The organism is Comamonas sp. C11, from assembly GCF_024496285.1.
Taxonomy (GTDB): domain Bacteria; phylum Pseudomonadota; class Gammaproteobacteria; order Burkholderiales; family Burkholderiaceae_C; genus Comamonas; species Comamonas testosteroni_F.
Genome location: NZ_CP101743.1, coordinates 3,710,199 through 3,723,819, shown reverse-complemented (window position 1 = coordinate 3,723,819; position 13,621 = coordinate 3,710,199). Strand labels below are relative to the sequence as shown.

Here is a 13,621-nt window from a genome sequence, read left to right as displayed (position 1 = left end):
CAGCGAAGCGCCGCCATGCAGCCGGGGCCGGGCCATGGTGGCCATCGGCAGCCGGGTGCTCCCGCTTTTGAGCGGGAGGCACGCGATCTGCCCGCGACAAGCGTCTCAGCCCCAGAGCTGTGGCTTGTTCACCATCAAATAATAGGTACCGGCCATGGCTACAAAGGCGGGGTAGCCCAGGGCCTCCCAGCGCAACTGATACTGCTGGAAAAGCGGCGGCAGGGCCTGGCTCTGGCTATGCGCCTGGGTCGCCATCGCCGCCATGCGGATCTGCAGCCAGACCACAGGCAGCCAGCAGATGCCGGCCAGCGCATACAGGCCCAGCGAAAGCGCGAGCCAGGGAGTGGTGAGCGGCCAGCCTGCGAGATAGGCCATGGCAATGCCTGTGACCGGCTGAATGAAGATGCAGGGAGTAGTGAACCACCAGTCGGCCCGCACCACCAGGCGGCTGACCACTGCCTGGGCCGCGACCGAGCCGCTGCGGTTGGCAAAGAACATGTAGAAGGCCGAGCCGAGGCCGGTGCCGACCAGTAGCACGCTGGAGAGGATGTGCAGTGTCTTGAGCAGCAGATAGATATTCATGATTCAAGCCTGTTGTGCGAGTGGCCTGTTTGCAGCAAGAACCACAGCATGGCGGCGATGGGCAGGTTCTTGAGCAGCGGCCCGAGCGGATGCAGCCACAGCGCGGGTTGAAGAGCCGTGCCGATCACGGTCATGGCCACCATAAGCAACAGGGCTGTCAGATAGCTGGCCCGCCCGGGGCGCAGCAGCAAGGCCAGGCCCAGAGCCAAATCGGCCAGCAGGCCGGACCAGATGAGCAGTGCCTGCCAGCGTGTATCGCCAATGCCGCCCTGGTCCAGCAAGCGGGCACCTTCGTGGTTGAGGCCCGAGAGCCCGAGATAGTCCAGCGCGCTGACCAGGGCCGTGCCCAGCCAGACGACGACCAGACTGGCGTGCATGAGTCTGGCAGCTTGCTGCTGCGGGTTGGTTCTGCTGCTGTTTTGCACCTCAGGCATGGCGGCGGCCTTCCTTGGGCAAGGTGGCCAGCATGGCATCCGGAGCCACGGGAGCGCGCCCCAGCAGCGAGGCCAGGGTCCGGGGATCGGTAACGTTGTCGTTTTCCAGCAAGGCCATGGTTTCACTGCACCAGGGCAGGGAGGGGAACTGGTCGCCGACTCTGGCACTGCCCTTGCTCATCCAGTCGGGCAGGGCATGCACCGATGCCGGGCCGTAGCCCATCTGGCTGCGCAGGCTGGCGATGAAGGCCTCTGTCGAAAGCGGCTGGGGGCCGCCGATCTCGACGATACCTTCGGAGGTGTCCGATGTCGCCATATGCGCGAGCACTTCGGCGAGGTCGCGCACGGCCACGGGCTGTATCTGGCTGCTGCGCATGAGTTCGGGCAGCAGCAACACGGGCAGTCTGGCCAGATTCAGGAACAGCTGGCTGCTGGCTCCACCCGCACCAAAGATGATGCTGGGCCGCACGACAACGGGACGGAGTCCGCCTTGTCTGCCCAGCGCCAGCAGATGCTCGTCGGCCGCGCGCTTGGTGCTTGCGTACTGGGTGCCGCCCTGAGCCGCGCCCAGGGCCGAGACCTGCACCACGCGGCGCACGCCGGCCTGGGCACAGGCATCGAACAGCGCGATGGGAGCCAGAGAGTGCAGGGTCTGCAGATCCTGGTCGGGCTTGTCTCGCAGAGCACCGACGGCGTTGATGACGGCATCAATGCCCTGCAGATGCTCAAGCCATGCCTCGGCTGTGGTGCAGGCGCTGAAGTCCAGAGGCGGCTGGCTGTGTCGGCTGCGCACCACGGGGTCGTGGTCCAGCAGGGCCAGCGCATTCACGATATGTCGGCCCAGAAAGCCTGTGCCGCCGCAGATCAGAACTCGCATACGCTACTCCTTTGCATTTTTCTGCCTTGACAGAATTCAGTTTGGCTTCAATCGCTGCCGCTCTCTCGGTAGCCATCCTTGCCTCGGACAAAGCGCTGGACGCTGGCGCCAAGGCGCAGGATCTTGTCCAGAGTGGCTGGAGACAGGCGCAGCATTTCGTCGGTCCAGATGCCCAGCGAATCCATGAGGCGCAGCGTCTCGTGCACACGGTCCTGGGCATCGGGCGTTTCCTGCTCGAATTCGGGCTGGGCGATCAGCTCGCGCAGCAGCGCGCTGGTGGGGTCGAACTCGCGCTGCTTGCGCTCTCGCACAATGGTGCGCAGCAACTCCCAGACATCGGCCGAGGTCTCGAAATACTCGCGCCGGTCACCGCTCTTGCGGCTGCTGCGAATCAGGTTCCAGTTCAGTAGCTCCTTGAGGCTGTTGCTGACGTTGGAGCGTGCCGCACCCAGGGTTTCGCAGATCTCGTCAGCATTGAGGGGGCGGCCATGAAAGAACAGCAGTGCATGAATTTGCGCCACCGTGCGATTCACGCCCCAGGCGTTGCCCATATCTCCCCAGTGGTGCACAAAGCGTTCAGCGATAGGACTCAGTTGCATGAAACGAAGTGTGGTCTTGCTTGAAATTTCTGTCAATACAGAAATTTAAAATTGTGCGAGCGCCTGAATGGGATCGGCAAGGTGTTTGTGCAGGCTTTGGGCATGGGAGCCGGAGCGGTAAGAAATTTTCTTGAGATAGAGAAATTTCACATCAACCTGGTCGCGGCGTCGCTACTCGTAAAATAGCCGCATTACAGGGGCATGGAGCCCCGTCAGGGAAGGGAGAGTTCATGACCGCTGCATCCGTCTTGCGTGCCGCCTTGGTTCTGTCAGCCTGTGCTTGGTCCCAGGTCGCATCGGCTGCCTGCTATTTTGTCTATGCACCCAATAACGAACTGATCTATCGCTCCAATGTGGCGCCGGTCGACCTGTCTCTGCCCCTGCATCAGACGGTGTCGCAACTCGCCCCCGGAGCCCGCATGTTTTTCTCGCTCGACGAGTACAACTGTGCCACCGAGGTCAACCTGCTCGCCGAGCGCGCCCAGATTGCTGCGGCGCGCAATAGCCGCGAGCGCCGCCTGCGTGAAGAACAACGCTTCTGATTGCATAGCTGTGAGCCAAGCGTTGGCGGCACATTGAGGCTTGATTTTGCCTTGCAGAAGGCCGATTGGCTGGGCGCGTGCCATGGGCTCCCATGCAGTTTTTTGCCGTGGTCGGCTCTCGGGTATGGGGTGGCCTGAGACAATCGGGCACCATGAGTGAATCCCGCGACAACAAAATTCCCGAAAACCTGCCCGAAGTCCCGTCTGATGCCCCGGCGCTGCCCGAGGGCTGGCTGGAAGTGCTGTCCATGGACATGGATGCCCAGGGTGTAGCCCGCAAGCCCGATGGCAAGGTGGTCTTCATCGACGGCGCCCTGACCGGTGAAATCGTCAGTGCCAGCACCCATCGCAAGAAGAACAACTGGGAAGCGGCCACGCTGACTGAAATCCACCGCGAATCCTCGCAGCGCGTGACGCCCGGCTGCCCTAATTTCGGGCTGCACGCCGGCGCCTGTGGTGGCTGCAAGATGCAGCATCTGCATGTGGCGGCCCAGGTCGCCATCAAGCAGCGTGTATTGGAAGACAACCTCTGGCATCTGGCCAAGGTCAAGCCCGAGACGCTGCTGCGCCCCATCGAGGGCCCGGCCTGGGGCTATCGCTTCCGCTCGCGCCTGTCGGTGCGCTATGTGGCCAAGAAGGGCAAGGTGCTGGTGGGCTTCCACGAGCGCAAGAGCCGCTACATCGCGGACATGGAGGTCTGCAAGATTTTGCCGCCCCATGTGGATGCCATGCTCATGCCCATGCGCGCACTGATCGCCAGCATGGATGCGCGCGAAACCTGTCCTCAGATCGAAGTGGCTTGCGGCGACCATGTCACTGCCCTGGTGCTGCGTCATCTGGAGCCTCTGTCGGATGCCGACAAGCAGCGCCTGCGCGACTTTGCTGCCGAGCAGAACGTTCAGTGGTGGCTGCAGCCCAAGGGCCCGGATACCGTGCATCTGATGGAAGAAGGCGGTACACAGCTGTCCTACGGTTTGCCGGACTTCGGCATCACCATGCCGTTCAAGCCGACCGACTTCACCCAGGTCAATCCGCATATCAACCGCGTGCTGGTCACGCGCTCGCTGCGCCTGCTGGATGCGAAAAAGGACGAGCGCGTCATCGACTGGTTCTGCGGTCTTGGCAACTTCACGTTGCCGATTGCCACCATGGCGCGCGAGGTACTGGGCATTGAAGGCTCTGAAACACTGGTCAAGCGCTCGCACGAGAACTATGCGGGCAACAATGCCACGCGCAGCGAAGACGACAAGCTGGCTCCCACCAGCTTCGTGGCCCGCAATCTGTTCGAGATGACCCCAGCCATGCTGATTGCCGACGGCAATTCCGACAAGTGGCTGGTCGATCCTCCGCGTGAAGGTGCGTTTGCCCTGTCCAAGGCACTTGCCGATATTCACCAGATCCGCATCGGCGCCAAGCAGACCGGCGTTGCCAGCGAAGAGCAGCCCGATTTGCTGCCTCCGCTGCCCGAGGGTCAGGAAAGCTGGCAGTTCCCCAAGCGCATTGTCTATGTGAGCTGCAACCCGGCCACGCTGGCGCGTGATGCAGGCTTGCTGGTGCACCAGGCCGGCTATCGCTGTGTGGCGGCGGGTGTGGTGAACATGTTTCCGCATACGGCGCATGTGGAATCCATGGCCGTTTTCGAGCGCGCATAAGCGAGGATAAGCGAGCACGCCCTGAACTGCGCCTGCGCGGCGCAGTTCAGCCGCCAAGGGACGTATCCAGAATCATCATCAGCACAAAGCCCAGCATGAGTCCTGTGGTGGCCCAGGCTTCATGGCCCTTGCGGTGGGATTCCGGAATGATTTCGTGGCTGATGACAAACAGCATGGCCCCGGCGGCAAAGCCCAGGCCCCAGGGCAACAGCATGGTGGAGCTGCTGACCACGATGGCGCCGATCACGGCGCCCAGAGGCTCGATCAGCCCTGTCAGTGCGCCCAGCACTACCGCAAAGCCTCGGGTATAGCCAGCAGCCAGCAAAGAGGCTGCGACCACGAAACCCTCGGGTACATCCTGTATGGCAATGCCCAGCGTGAGCGAGCTGGCGCGCAGCCCCTCGTTGGCAGCATAGCCCACGCCGATGGCCAGACCTTCGGGCAGGTTGTGAAGGGTGATGGCAATCACAAACAGCCAGGTGCGTCGCAGCTGGCGCGCATGGCTGCCTTCGCGGCCTTTGATGAAATGCTCGTGCGGCAGCAGGCGGTCCATGGCCAGCAGGGTGGCACCGCCGAGCAAGATGGCGACGCCGATCAGGGCACCACCCAGCCATTCGCTGCTCCCGCTCGGGGTGACTGCCCTGGCGGCTTCCAGCCCGGGCAGAATCAATGAAAAGGCGCAGGCAGCCAGCATCACGCCTGCGCCAAAGCCGAATAGAGTGTCCTGAGTCCGCTCGGATGGATTTTGGGTCAGCAGCACAGGCAGAGCGCCCAGCGCCGTTGCCAGCGCCGCCACGCTGCCGCCCAGCAGCGCATTCAGTGCTGCTGGATTCATCTGCAGCTGCTTCCAGGCCATGGATGCAAGCACCAGAGCGCCTGCAGCGGAGATCAGCAGCCCGAGCCGGGTTCTGAGCGGCAGGGGCGGTTGGCTTGAAGATGTGCTCTGCAGTCCGTCCTGGCCCATGGTTCAGCTCCTGCTAGGCTGGGTGGCGGCAGCGAAGCGGCGCGCCACTTCATTCCAGTCCACGACGTTGTAGAAAGCAGCGATGTATTCGGGACGTCGGTTCTGGTATTTCAGGTAATAGGCATGCTCCCAGACGTCCAGGCCCAGAATCGGCGTGTTGCCGCTGCCAATGCCAAGCATCAGAGGGTTGTCCTGATTGGCGCTGCTCTCCACATGCAGCTTGCCGCTGCGGTCCACACCGAGCCAGGCCCATCCGCTGCCGAAGCGGCTGATGGCGGCCTTGGTGAACTCGGTCTTGAAGTTCTCGAAGCCTCTCAGGTCCCTGTCAATGGCTGCCGCAAGAGCGCCCTGTGGCAGGCCACCCCCTTTGGGAGACATGACTTGCCAGAACAAGCTGTGATTGGCATGGCCACCGCCATTGTTGCGCACGGCCTGGCGAAGCGGCTGAGGCAGCGATTCGATCTTGACGAGCAGATCGTCCAGCGGCCATTGCGCATACTTGCTGCCTTCGAGTGCCGCGTTGAGGTTGTTGACGTAGGTCTGGTGGTGCCTGGAGTAGTGAATCTCCATGGTTTGCGCATCGATATGCGGCTCCAGCGCTGCGTAGTCGTAGGCCAGTGGAGGCAGGGTATAGCTCATGAGTAAAAGCCTTGGCAGTGAGGGAGAGGGAGTCAGTGCAGCGATGAATGCACGGACTCGAAGCTGGCAAGGCGGGACTGCCTGTCGCTGGCGGGGTGGGTGAGAAGAGGGGCGGATGTCGAGGCGCAGACGCCTGCGGCTGCTGTACCGTGCTCGGCCCGTGCGGCCAGGAGCTGGGGCAGATGACGGTATATCGCCAGGCTCAGGGACTGCCTGGTGGAGTCCTGCTGCAGAAATGGCATCAGGGCTTGTTGCGCCTCATGCAGGCATTCATATGCTGCTCCCGGCCGATCTGCTTCGGCGAGGGCATCTGCCAGATTCAGGTGGGCAACGACAAAAGCGGCGATGCGGTCATCGTCGGCAATATCGCCGGGCTCTGCGACCAGCAACTGCAAGCCAAGCTGTTGTGCATGCCGGTAGTGTTCAAGTGCTGAGAGATGTCGAAGCTCCCGCGTTGCCGTCAGCGCCGTGCAAGTGTGCAGCTTCCAGGCAGACAGCAAATCTGCAGCCCAGGTGTTTCCTGTGCCGTGGCTCATGACGCACCCTCGATGCAGGCTTGGGCAGCAACGACTTTTCCATCCTCTCCCGATGGGTGAATGCGTACCACCCGCAAGGCTGTCGGCTGATCCACAAGCAGGCAGGTCTTGCCGGTGCGCTTGCAGTGATCTTTTACGCGCCAGTAGGCTCCGTCGCTGATGCAACCTGTCTGGCAAATCACCAGGTCGGCGGCGTGCAGACTGGCTTCCAGGAGTTGTTGCTCGGACAGGGCCTGGCTGTCGGCATCCTCGACCAGAGGCCAGTCGACGCCGGACGTTGCCTGTTCAGCTGCAGGTTGAGGTTCTTGCTGCAGCAGATTCAGTGCCATCGCCTGGGCCAGGGCGTTGCGCTGTTCACGTTCCCAGGCAAGAGCGCTGTCGCGGACAATGACCTTGGCCCTGAGGTGCACAAGCTGCCGCTTGAGCGCCTCCACTTCGCGTGCCAGCGATTGCATCTGTGCCGTGCAGCGGGTCTGCACTTCCATATAGGTCAGCATGAGGGCCTCATGCTCAAGGCGTATTTGGTTGAAGTCATCATCTGGCACGGCAGTCTTGTCCCCATGGTTGAGAGCACAACAGAACTCGTCGCTGGGATGCGCGTATGTGCAGCTAAGAATGGAATCAATAATTCATAAATATAAATGAGAATGGTTTGTATTCAATATCCACAAGGAAAATATGACATCCAGATCAGCATCATGAGACTGGCTGGGAATTGTGGGAAATGGCTGCCGTCAGACCCTTGGTGGAAGAGGCTGCGGAGGAAATGCCCGTGCGCCAATGGCTTGGACATGATTCTTGCGGCCCTCAAATGCGACCTTGGTGTGCGTCAGCTGCATGGGGCTGCGAACCGTCGAGCCCAGGCACAGCAAGGATTGGACCTGGGTGCAGTGCGCAGCAGCTCGGCGCAGATGGGCGGTGCTCGAAAGCGCCCGGCCGTCAACCGCTCTTCAGTGCTGGGCCACTATTGCCTGTGGCGTCGTCGGCCGCGTGGGCCACAACATGGCCAGCACCGATAGCAGCAGCAGGGCGATCAGCGCATATGGTGCACCCGGGTCGATGTCGTAGACCAATGTGCCCACCAGCGGCCCGAGGACCATTCCCATTCCGTGTGCTGCGCCCACCGTGCCAGCGGTGGCGCCTTGCTCGTTCGCATTCACCGAGTTGGCGGCCAGGGCAGTCACGGCCGGGAACACCCATCCCATGCCTGCGGCAGCGACGAAGTACGCAGCCCACAAGGCCGCCTGCGTGGTGGCGAAAGGCACTGAAGCGAAGCCTGCAGCCGACACCACGACGCCGATGCTGATCAGCCGCTGCGGTGGCCAGTTCAGGCTGCGCACCAGCAACTGGGCCAGGATCAGGGCCACTCCGACCACCGCCAAGGCAATGCCGGCGGCGCGCGCCGCTGCCGTGGCGTCCAGGTGCAGGCGGTCGAGCGCGAAGAAGCCCACGATCACCTGCGCCACCGTCACGCTGAACATCGCTGCGAAGGCCGCGGCGAGAGGGCGGCGCAAGCGCTTGTCGCCTATTCTCAGCGGCGTGGCATCCGGCGCGGCATGATGTTCGGTACGTGGCAGCCAGCGCCACATCACGGCAAGCGCGGCAAGAGGCAGCATGGCCGTGATGAACAGCGGCAACTCCAGGCTGTGGTTGGCGAGCATTCCGGCAATACCCGGCCCGGCCACCATGCCCATTCCGCTCGCGGCTCCCGGTCCTGCCATGGCGGCTGCGCGCTTGTCAGCAGACACATGGTCCGCGACCAGCGCAGCCCCCGTGGCCGGCACGGCCGCGTAAAAGCCGACGGCGCTGCCCCGCAGTACCACCAGCCCCGCAAAAGCCACCCAGACCGGCGGCGGTTGGCGCAGTGCCAGCACGATGAAGACACACATCGCCGCATAGCACAGCACGAAGCCGCCAAGCCCCAGCAGCATGATCTTGCGGCGCCCGAGCCTGTCACTTGCCGCGCCCCAGCGGCGCGCGAGCAGCACCCAGGCAATGCCGCCCACCGTCACGGCCAGTCCCGCCTGCCAGGGCGACAGCCCGAGCACCCGGCTGATCGGGCCGATCAGCGCCACGAAGGACATCATTGCCAGTGTGCACACCAAGGTCTCGAACATCAGCGGTTTCATGCTGAAGGCCGCTGCAGTCCGCGCAGGACAGGGAGCAGTGTCGGGGTCTGGAGTGGTGCTCATGAGATTCCTTGGTAGCGCCGTCAGGCAGGATTTAGAGCATATTAAATGATAATCAATTGCATTTGAAGTATTGGCCGCCCCTGAGCCAGCCCTGAGGTTTGCGGAGCAGGTTGATGCCGCTCGGCGACGGCCTGCCAGGGTCATGGTGAAATGAAAAAAGCCGCAGCGGTTGCTGCGGCTTGTACGGACGATGGCCGGGGGCGGCCATGGATGTCTCAGCTGCGATTGCGGCTGCTGCCGTTGTCGGGCTCCGCAGCGCCGCGTTTCTCGGCGGCACTCTGTCCCAGCACGGAGGGCACGCCTTCGATCTTGTTGGAGCGCATGTATTCATCCATGTCCTTCCAGCCCGCAAACACCAGCGCCTTGGGTGCCTTGGGGTTGAGAACGTAGCAGTCTTCCAGTCCGCGCATGGCGTGCCTACAGGCGCCGCCAATGGCCTTGGCTTCGGATTCGCGCGCCACGGTGCGTGGATCAGGGCCCAGGCCCGGAATGTCTTCGATCTTGCAGCCTGCCAGTACCAGAGGCAGCAGGGCAATGGCAAGTGCGCGGGGAAGGTGGTTTGACTTCATCTTGTTTGCTTATCGGCAGCGGCAGCCGGGAATTTAGGCCATGGCTGAAATTTCCATTGCGGCGATGGCCGCGCCCGACATCAGATTACTGCAAACAAAAAGGAGTGCGCAAGGCACTCCTTCTAGACTGGGCAGCCGCGAGGCTTAGTCGCGATCGCCGCCCATGATGCCCAGCAGGGCCAGCAGGCTCTGGAACACGTTGAACAGATCCAGATACAGGGCCAGGGTGGCGCTGATGTAGTTGGTCTCGCCGCCGTCGATGATCTGCTTGAGGTCATACAGCATGTAGGCGGAGAAGATGCCGATGGCCAGCATGGAGATGGCCATCATGCCTGCCGTGGAGCCCACGAAGACATTGATGATGGCGCCTACCATCAGCACCAGGGCGCCCACGAACAGGAACTTGCCCATGCCCGACAGGTCGCGCTTGATCACGGTGGCCAGCATGGCCATCACGAAGAACACGCCAGCGGTACCGGCAAAGGCCGTCATGATCAGCTGAGTGCCGTTGGAGAAGCCCAGAATCATGCCGATCAGGCGCGATAGCATCAGGCCCATGAAGAAGGTGAAGGCCAGCAGCACGGGCACGCCAGCGGCGCTGTGCTTGGTCTTTTCGATCGCGAACATGAAACCGAAGGCGCCGGCCATGAACACGATCAGGCCCACGCCGCCCGTCAGCGCGCGAGTCATGCCAGTGGCTACGCCCAGCCAAGCGCCCAGCACGGTGGGGATCAGGCTGAGTGCCAGCAGCCAGTAGGTATTGCGCAAGACACGGTTGCGCTCTTGCTGCGAGACACCGTAGCCCGCAGAGCCCAGTGTGGTGACTTGTTCGTTCATGTAGCCATTCCTCCTTCAGGAATCGTGTGTTGAAACATTGTCATTCTAGGTGGGGGTCTTGAGAAGCCTTTGCAATACCCCGTTGCAATGCGGCAGTTTTAGGATGGAATGTTTTTCACATCGCATCTACTTTTGCCTGCAAAGTACAGAATATGCTTGCTGCATTGACAATCCAACGGAGCTTTTTATCTTATGAAGACCAAGCACGAACTCGAACTGGCCGATGTGAAAGCCATCGCTGCGGCTGCCGAAGCTGAAGCACTGAAGAACAACTGGCCCGTGACGATCTCCATTGTGGACGACGGCGGCCATCTGCTGCTGTTGCAGCGCATGGATGGTGCTGCTCCCATCTCTTCCCATATCGCCCCTGCCAAGGCACGTTCTGCAGCCGTGGGCCGCAAGGACACCAAGGCTTTTGAAGACATGATCAACAACGGCCGCACCGCTTTCCTGAGCGCTCCGTTTGTGGACGGCCTGCTCGAAGGTGGCGTGGCCATCGTCAAGGATGGCCAGGTGCTGGGTGCCGTGGGCGTCTCCGGTGTGAAGGCCAATGAAGACGCACAGGTTGCCAAGGCCGGCATCGCAGCCCTGGGCCTGTAATTGCTGACTCTGCCACTGCGGTGGCAGAGACCAAAACAGAACCCCTGCCGCTTGATGCGCGCAGGGGTTTTGTTTTGGCGGGTTGCGAATGAGGAAAAAACGCGTGGCTATGTGAAGTGTGAGCACAAGAGAGGGCAGGTGCTCTACAACGACGTTGGCTGGCGAATCGACACTTGCGGTGTCGCCCCACGATGAAACGGTCTATTTGGTCAGGATGAGCTTGCCCAGCTTGGTGGCCTGCAGGCGATAGGGCGTGCCGTTGTGCAGGATGGTGACTGCCTTCTGGCCGTTGAGCAGCAGGGCGCTGTCCAGGCCCAGGCTGGAGCCGGCAGCGGCTGAAGGGTTTGCAGCAGCCATGGAGGAGGTGCTACGGTTGTTGGGCTGTGAGGTCGCAACAAGCGGTGCAGACATGCCGTGATTCCTTAAGATCAAAAACTGGTGTAATGATAACAATTCTCAATTGAAAAGCAAGTGATACTTAGTCTCATTCGCAAAAAACTGCCATTTATTTTTCATATGGAATCTGGCCAGCCGCATCTGAGGATTTTTGGCTGCGGTCTATCAGCAGTCTGTGCCTATGCCGAGCTGCTTGAATGCGGGTTCGATGCTGGTTCCACAATAAAAAACGGCCCTTGTGAGGGCCGTTTTTTGCAAGCATGGGCTTATTTGGAGGGATCGGTCACAAAGCCGATTTTCTTGACGCCAGCGCGCTGGGCGGCGGCCATGGCCTGGGCCACGCGCTCGTAGCGCACTTCCTTGTCGCCGCGGATATGCAGGTCGGGCTGGGGTTCCTTGGCGGCCTCGGTCTGAAGATTGGTCTCCAGCTGCTCGTCGCTGATTTCCTGGCCGTTCCAGGAATATTTACCGTCGGCCGTGATGCCCAGCTGCACGGTGGCGGGCTTGGTGTCCTCGGGCTGGTTGGTGGCGCGGGGCAGGTCCACGTTGACCGAGTGTTTCATCACGGGCACGGTGATGATGAAGATGATGAGCAGAACCAGCATGACGTCCACCAAAGGCGTCATATTGATCTCGTTCATCACATCATCGCTGTCCCCATCGTCCATGGTTCCGAATGACATGGCTTAGGCGCCTTTCTTCAGGGGCAGCACATTGCCAGAGACCTGGCCGTCCACGGAAACGCGGGCACCGGTCACGAAGTAGGCGTGCACGTCGTGGGCGAAGCTGTTCAGCGCATTCAGGATACCCTTGTTGCCACGCACCAGAGCGTTGTAGCCCAGCACGGCGGGGATGGCGACGGCCAGACCCAGGGCGGTCATGATCAGCGCTTCGCCGATGGGGCCGGCAACCTTGTCGATGGATGACTGGCCGGACATGCCGATGGCCACCAGGGCGTGGTAGATGCCCCAGACGGTGCCGAACAGGCCGATGAAGGGAGCGGTCGAGCCCACGGAGGCCAGAATGGCCAGGCCGGATTGCAGGCGGGCCGTGAATTCGTTGATGCCGTTGCGCAGGCAGCGGGTCACCCAGTCGCTGATGTCCAGCGTGTCATGCAGGTGGACGCTGGTCTTGCGGTGGTGGGCGGAGGCTTCGCGGCCTTCGAGCACCATGAAGCGGAAAGGGTTCTGCTTGTCGTCACCCAGCTTTTCCAGGCCAGTGGCCAGATCGGGGCTGTGCCAGAAGTCCTGCGCCTGGGTGGCGAACTTCTTGAATTTCACGATATCCAGCGCCTTGAGAATGATGACCAGCCAAGAGGCCACCGACATGACCAGCAAGATGATGGCCACGCCTTTGGTCACGAAGTCGCCCTGTGTCCAGACGTGGGCAATGCCGAATTGGGATTCCATGGGTACTCCTGAGAACTGCAGATTTATTTGAGAACAAAGTTGATGGGCACGATGTGCCACATGGGTTCGGCCACGCCGTTGCGCTTGCCGGGGACAAACTTCCACTGGCGCACGGTGTTGACGGCGGCGTCATCCAGGCGGTCAAAGCCGCTGGACTGCTTGATTTCGATTTTCTCGGGCTGGCCCTGTTCGTTGATATAGACGCGCAGCAGCACCTTGCCTTGTTCCCCCATGCGCTTGCTGACTGAAGGATAAGCGGGAGCGGGGTTGTTCAGATAGGCAGCATTGCTCGATGGCTGCTCGATCTTGGGCGGGGCCGGTGGTGCGGGAGGCGCAGGCGGAGCCGGAGGTGCCGGGGGCGCGGGTGGCGCTGGCGGTGTCTTGTCCGGTTTGCTGTCGCTGTCCTCCAATGCCCCCTGAGGTGCAGCCGGTGCCGGTGTCGGGTCCTTGATGGCCTTGGGCAGCGGAGCCTTCTTGACCTCGGGCTTGGGCTGCGGTTTGGGCTCGGGCTTGGGTGCTGGCGCCGGAGGCTTGGGAGGAGGGGGAGGGGCCGGCGGGGCAGGTTCGGCAGCCGGCGGTGCCACAAACTGGGCGATCACGCTGGCGGGAATCACTATCTCTGGCGGCTTTTGCTGTGCCAGGCCATGCTGCATGGCCCACAGGGCGGCAGCGTGCACGACAACCACAGCACCAGCAACTGCCATATTGCGGCTCGGGCCGCTGGCAGGTGCAAATCGATCAGACTGGGACATAAGAACGAGAAGAGCAACCAGCGCAGGCTGGGATCAGAAAG

The 13,621-nt window shown here is 61.8% G+C and carries 18 protein-coding genes; 3 read left to right on the top strand and 15 right to left on the bottom strand.

Translation table 11 applies throughout. From position 1 onward, the window contains the following. Positions 1 to 105: 105 nt before the first annotated feature. The 4 genes from NOX35_RS17035 to NOX35_RS17020 are packed head-to-tail and all read right to left on the bottom strand — an operon-like array spanning position 106 to position 2,492. Positions 106 to 582, bottom strand: coding sequence for a DUF2269 domain-containing protein (locus NOX35_RS17035; protein ID WP_256494105.1), 477 nt, complete (start codon positions 580 to 582; stop codon positions 106 to 108). Beyond that, positions 579 to 1,016 (bottom strand): DoxX-like family protein, encoded by a 438-nt coding sequence (locus NOX35_RS17030; RefSeq protein ID WP_256494104.1) that lies wholly within the window; start codon positions 1,014 to 1,016, stop codon positions 579 to 581. The genes NOX35_RS17035 and NOX35_RS17030 overlap by 4 nt, the downstream gene beginning before the upstream one ends. Continuing rightward, the gene (locus tag NOX35_RS17025; protein ID WP_182283395.1) at positions 1,009 to 1,893 is read right to left on the bottom strand and encodes an NAD-dependent epimerase/dehydratase family protein; all 885 of its coding nucleotides are present in this window, start codon (positions 1,891 to 1,893) and stop codon (positions 1,009 to 1,011) included. The genes NOX35_RS17030 and NOX35_RS17025 overlap by 8 nt, the downstream gene beginning before the upstream one ends. Before the next feature lie 47 nt (positions 1,894 to 1,940). Next, a complete protein-coding gene (locus tag NOX35_RS17020) occupies positions 1,941 to 2,492 on the bottom strand; it encodes a GbsR/MarR family transcriptional regulator (RefSeq protein WP_182283394.1) in 552 nt (183 codons plus the stop codon). A 230-nt stretch (positions 2,493 to 2,722) separates the two neighbouring features. Between NOX35_RS17020 and NOX35_RS17015 the strand changes: the two genes are divergently transcribed. Together NOX35_RS17015 and rlmD are read left to right on the top strand one after the other, a co-directional pair. Next, positions 2,723 to 3,034, top strand: a complete 312-nt coding sequence (locus NOX35_RS17015) for a hypothetical protein (protein WP_182283393.1) — start codon at positions 2,723 to 2,725, stop codon at positions 3,032 to 3,034. Positions 3,035 to 3,186: 152 nt separating this feature from the next. Then, complete coding sequence (gene rlmD / locus NOX35_RS17010; RefSeq protein WP_256494100.1) at positions 3,187 to 4,686, top strand: 23S rRNA (uracil(1939)-C(5))-methyltransferase RlmD; 1,500 nt, start codon at positions 3,187 to 3,189, stop codon at positions 4,684 to 4,686. Positions 4,687 to 4,732: 46 nt separating this feature from the next. Here the strand turns inward: rlmD and NOX35_RS17005 are convergent, their stop codons facing one another. The 7 genes from NOX35_RS17005 to NOX35_RS16975 all read right to left on the bottom strand — a co-directional run bounded on the left by NOX35_RS17005 (position 4,733) and on the right by NOX35_RS16975 (position 10,423). After that, positions 4,733 to 5,650 carry a ZIP family metal transporter gene (locus NOX35_RS17005; protein WP_182283392.1) on the bottom strand — a complete coding sequence of 306 codons (918 nt, stop codon included), beginning with the start codon at positions 5,648 to 5,650 and terminating at the stop codon, positions 4,733 to 4,735. A gap of 3 nt (positions 5,651 to 5,653) precedes the next feature. After that, a complete protein-coding gene (locus tag NOX35_RS17000) occupies positions 5,654 to 6,289 on the bottom strand; it encodes a superoxide dismutase (protein WP_256494099.1) in 636 nt (211 codons plus the stop codon). Between the two features lie 32 nt (positions 6,290 to 6,321). Next, positions 6,322 to 6,825 (bottom strand): hypothetical protein, encoded by a 504-nt coding sequence (locus tag NOX35_RS16995; RefSeq protein WP_182283390.1) that lies wholly within the window; start codon positions 6,823 to 6,825, stop codon positions 6,322 to 6,324. Then, positions 6,822 to 7,322 carry a DUF2325 domain-containing protein gene (locus NOX35_RS16990; protein WP_182283389.1) on the bottom strand — a complete coding sequence of 167 codons (501 nt, stop codon included), beginning with the start codon at positions 7,320 to 7,322 and terminating at the stop codon, positions 6,822 to 6,824. Before NOX35_RS16990 ends, NOX35_RS16995 begins: the two co-directional genes overlap by 4 nt. Before the next feature lie 453 nt (positions 7,323 to 7,775). Further along, on the bottom strand, positions 7,776 to 9,017 hold the full coding sequence (locus NOX35_RS16985; RefSeq protein ID WP_256494098.1) for an MFS transporter: 1,242 nt from the start codon (positions 9,015 to 9,017) through the stop codon (positions 7,776 to 7,778). Positions 9,018 to 9,232: 215 nt separating this feature from the next. Continuing rightward, entirely contained in the window at positions 9,233 to 9,586 is a 354-nt protein-coding gene (locus tag NOX35_RS16980; protein WP_043004078.1) for a hypothetical protein, read from the bottom strand. Positions 9,587 to 9,730: 144 nt separating this feature from the next. Next, on the bottom strand, positions 9,731 to 10,423 hold the full coding sequence (locus tag NOX35_RS16975; protein WP_182283387.1) for a Bax inhibitor-1/YccA family protein: 693 nt from the start codon (positions 10,421 to 10,423) through the stop codon (positions 9,731 to 9,733). 192 nt (positions 10,424 to 10,615) lie between these two features. On the opposite strand from NOX35_RS16975, the gene NOX35_RS16970 reads away from it, so the two are divergent. After that, complete coding sequence (locus NOX35_RS16970) at positions 10,616 to 11,023, top strand: heme-binding protein (protein WP_003053536.1); 408 nt, start codon at positions 10,616 to 10,618, stop codon at positions 11,021 to 11,023. A 201-nt stretch (positions 11,024 to 11,224) separates the two neighbouring features. Here NOX35_RS16970 and hemP read toward each other — a convergent pair whose 3' ends face one another. The 4 genes from hemP to NOX35_RS16950 form a co-directional block, all read right to left on the bottom strand. Beyond that, the gene (hemP, locus tag NOX35_RS16965) at positions 11,225 to 11,434 is read right to left on the bottom strand and encodes a hemin uptake protein HemP (protein WP_182283386.1); all 210 of its coding nucleotides are present in this window, start codon (positions 11,432 to 11,434) and stop codon (positions 11,225 to 11,227) included. A 251-nt stretch (positions 11,435 to 11,685) separates the two neighbouring features. Further along, positions 11,686 to 12,102 (bottom strand): biopolymer transporter ExbD, encoded by a 417-nt coding sequence (locus NOX35_RS16960; RefSeq protein ID WP_182283385.1) that lies wholly within the window; start codon positions 12,100 to 12,102, stop codon positions 11,686 to 11,688. Positions 12,103 to 12,105: 3 nt separating this feature from the next. Then, positions 12,106 to 12,828, bottom strand: a complete 723-nt coding sequence (locus NOX35_RS16955) for a MotA/TolQ/ExbB proton channel family protein (protein WP_003069935.1) — start codon at positions 12,826 to 12,828, stop codon at positions 12,106 to 12,108. Positions 12,829 to 12,851: 23 nt separating this feature from the next. After that, positions 12,852 to 13,580: an energy transducer TonB gene (locus NOX35_RS16950; RefSeq protein ID WP_182283384.1), complete on the bottom strand. Its 729-nt coding sequence runs from the start codon at positions 13,578 to 13,580 to the stop codon at positions 12,852 to 12,854. Between the last annotated feature and the right edge of the window lie 41 nt (positions 13,581 to 13,621).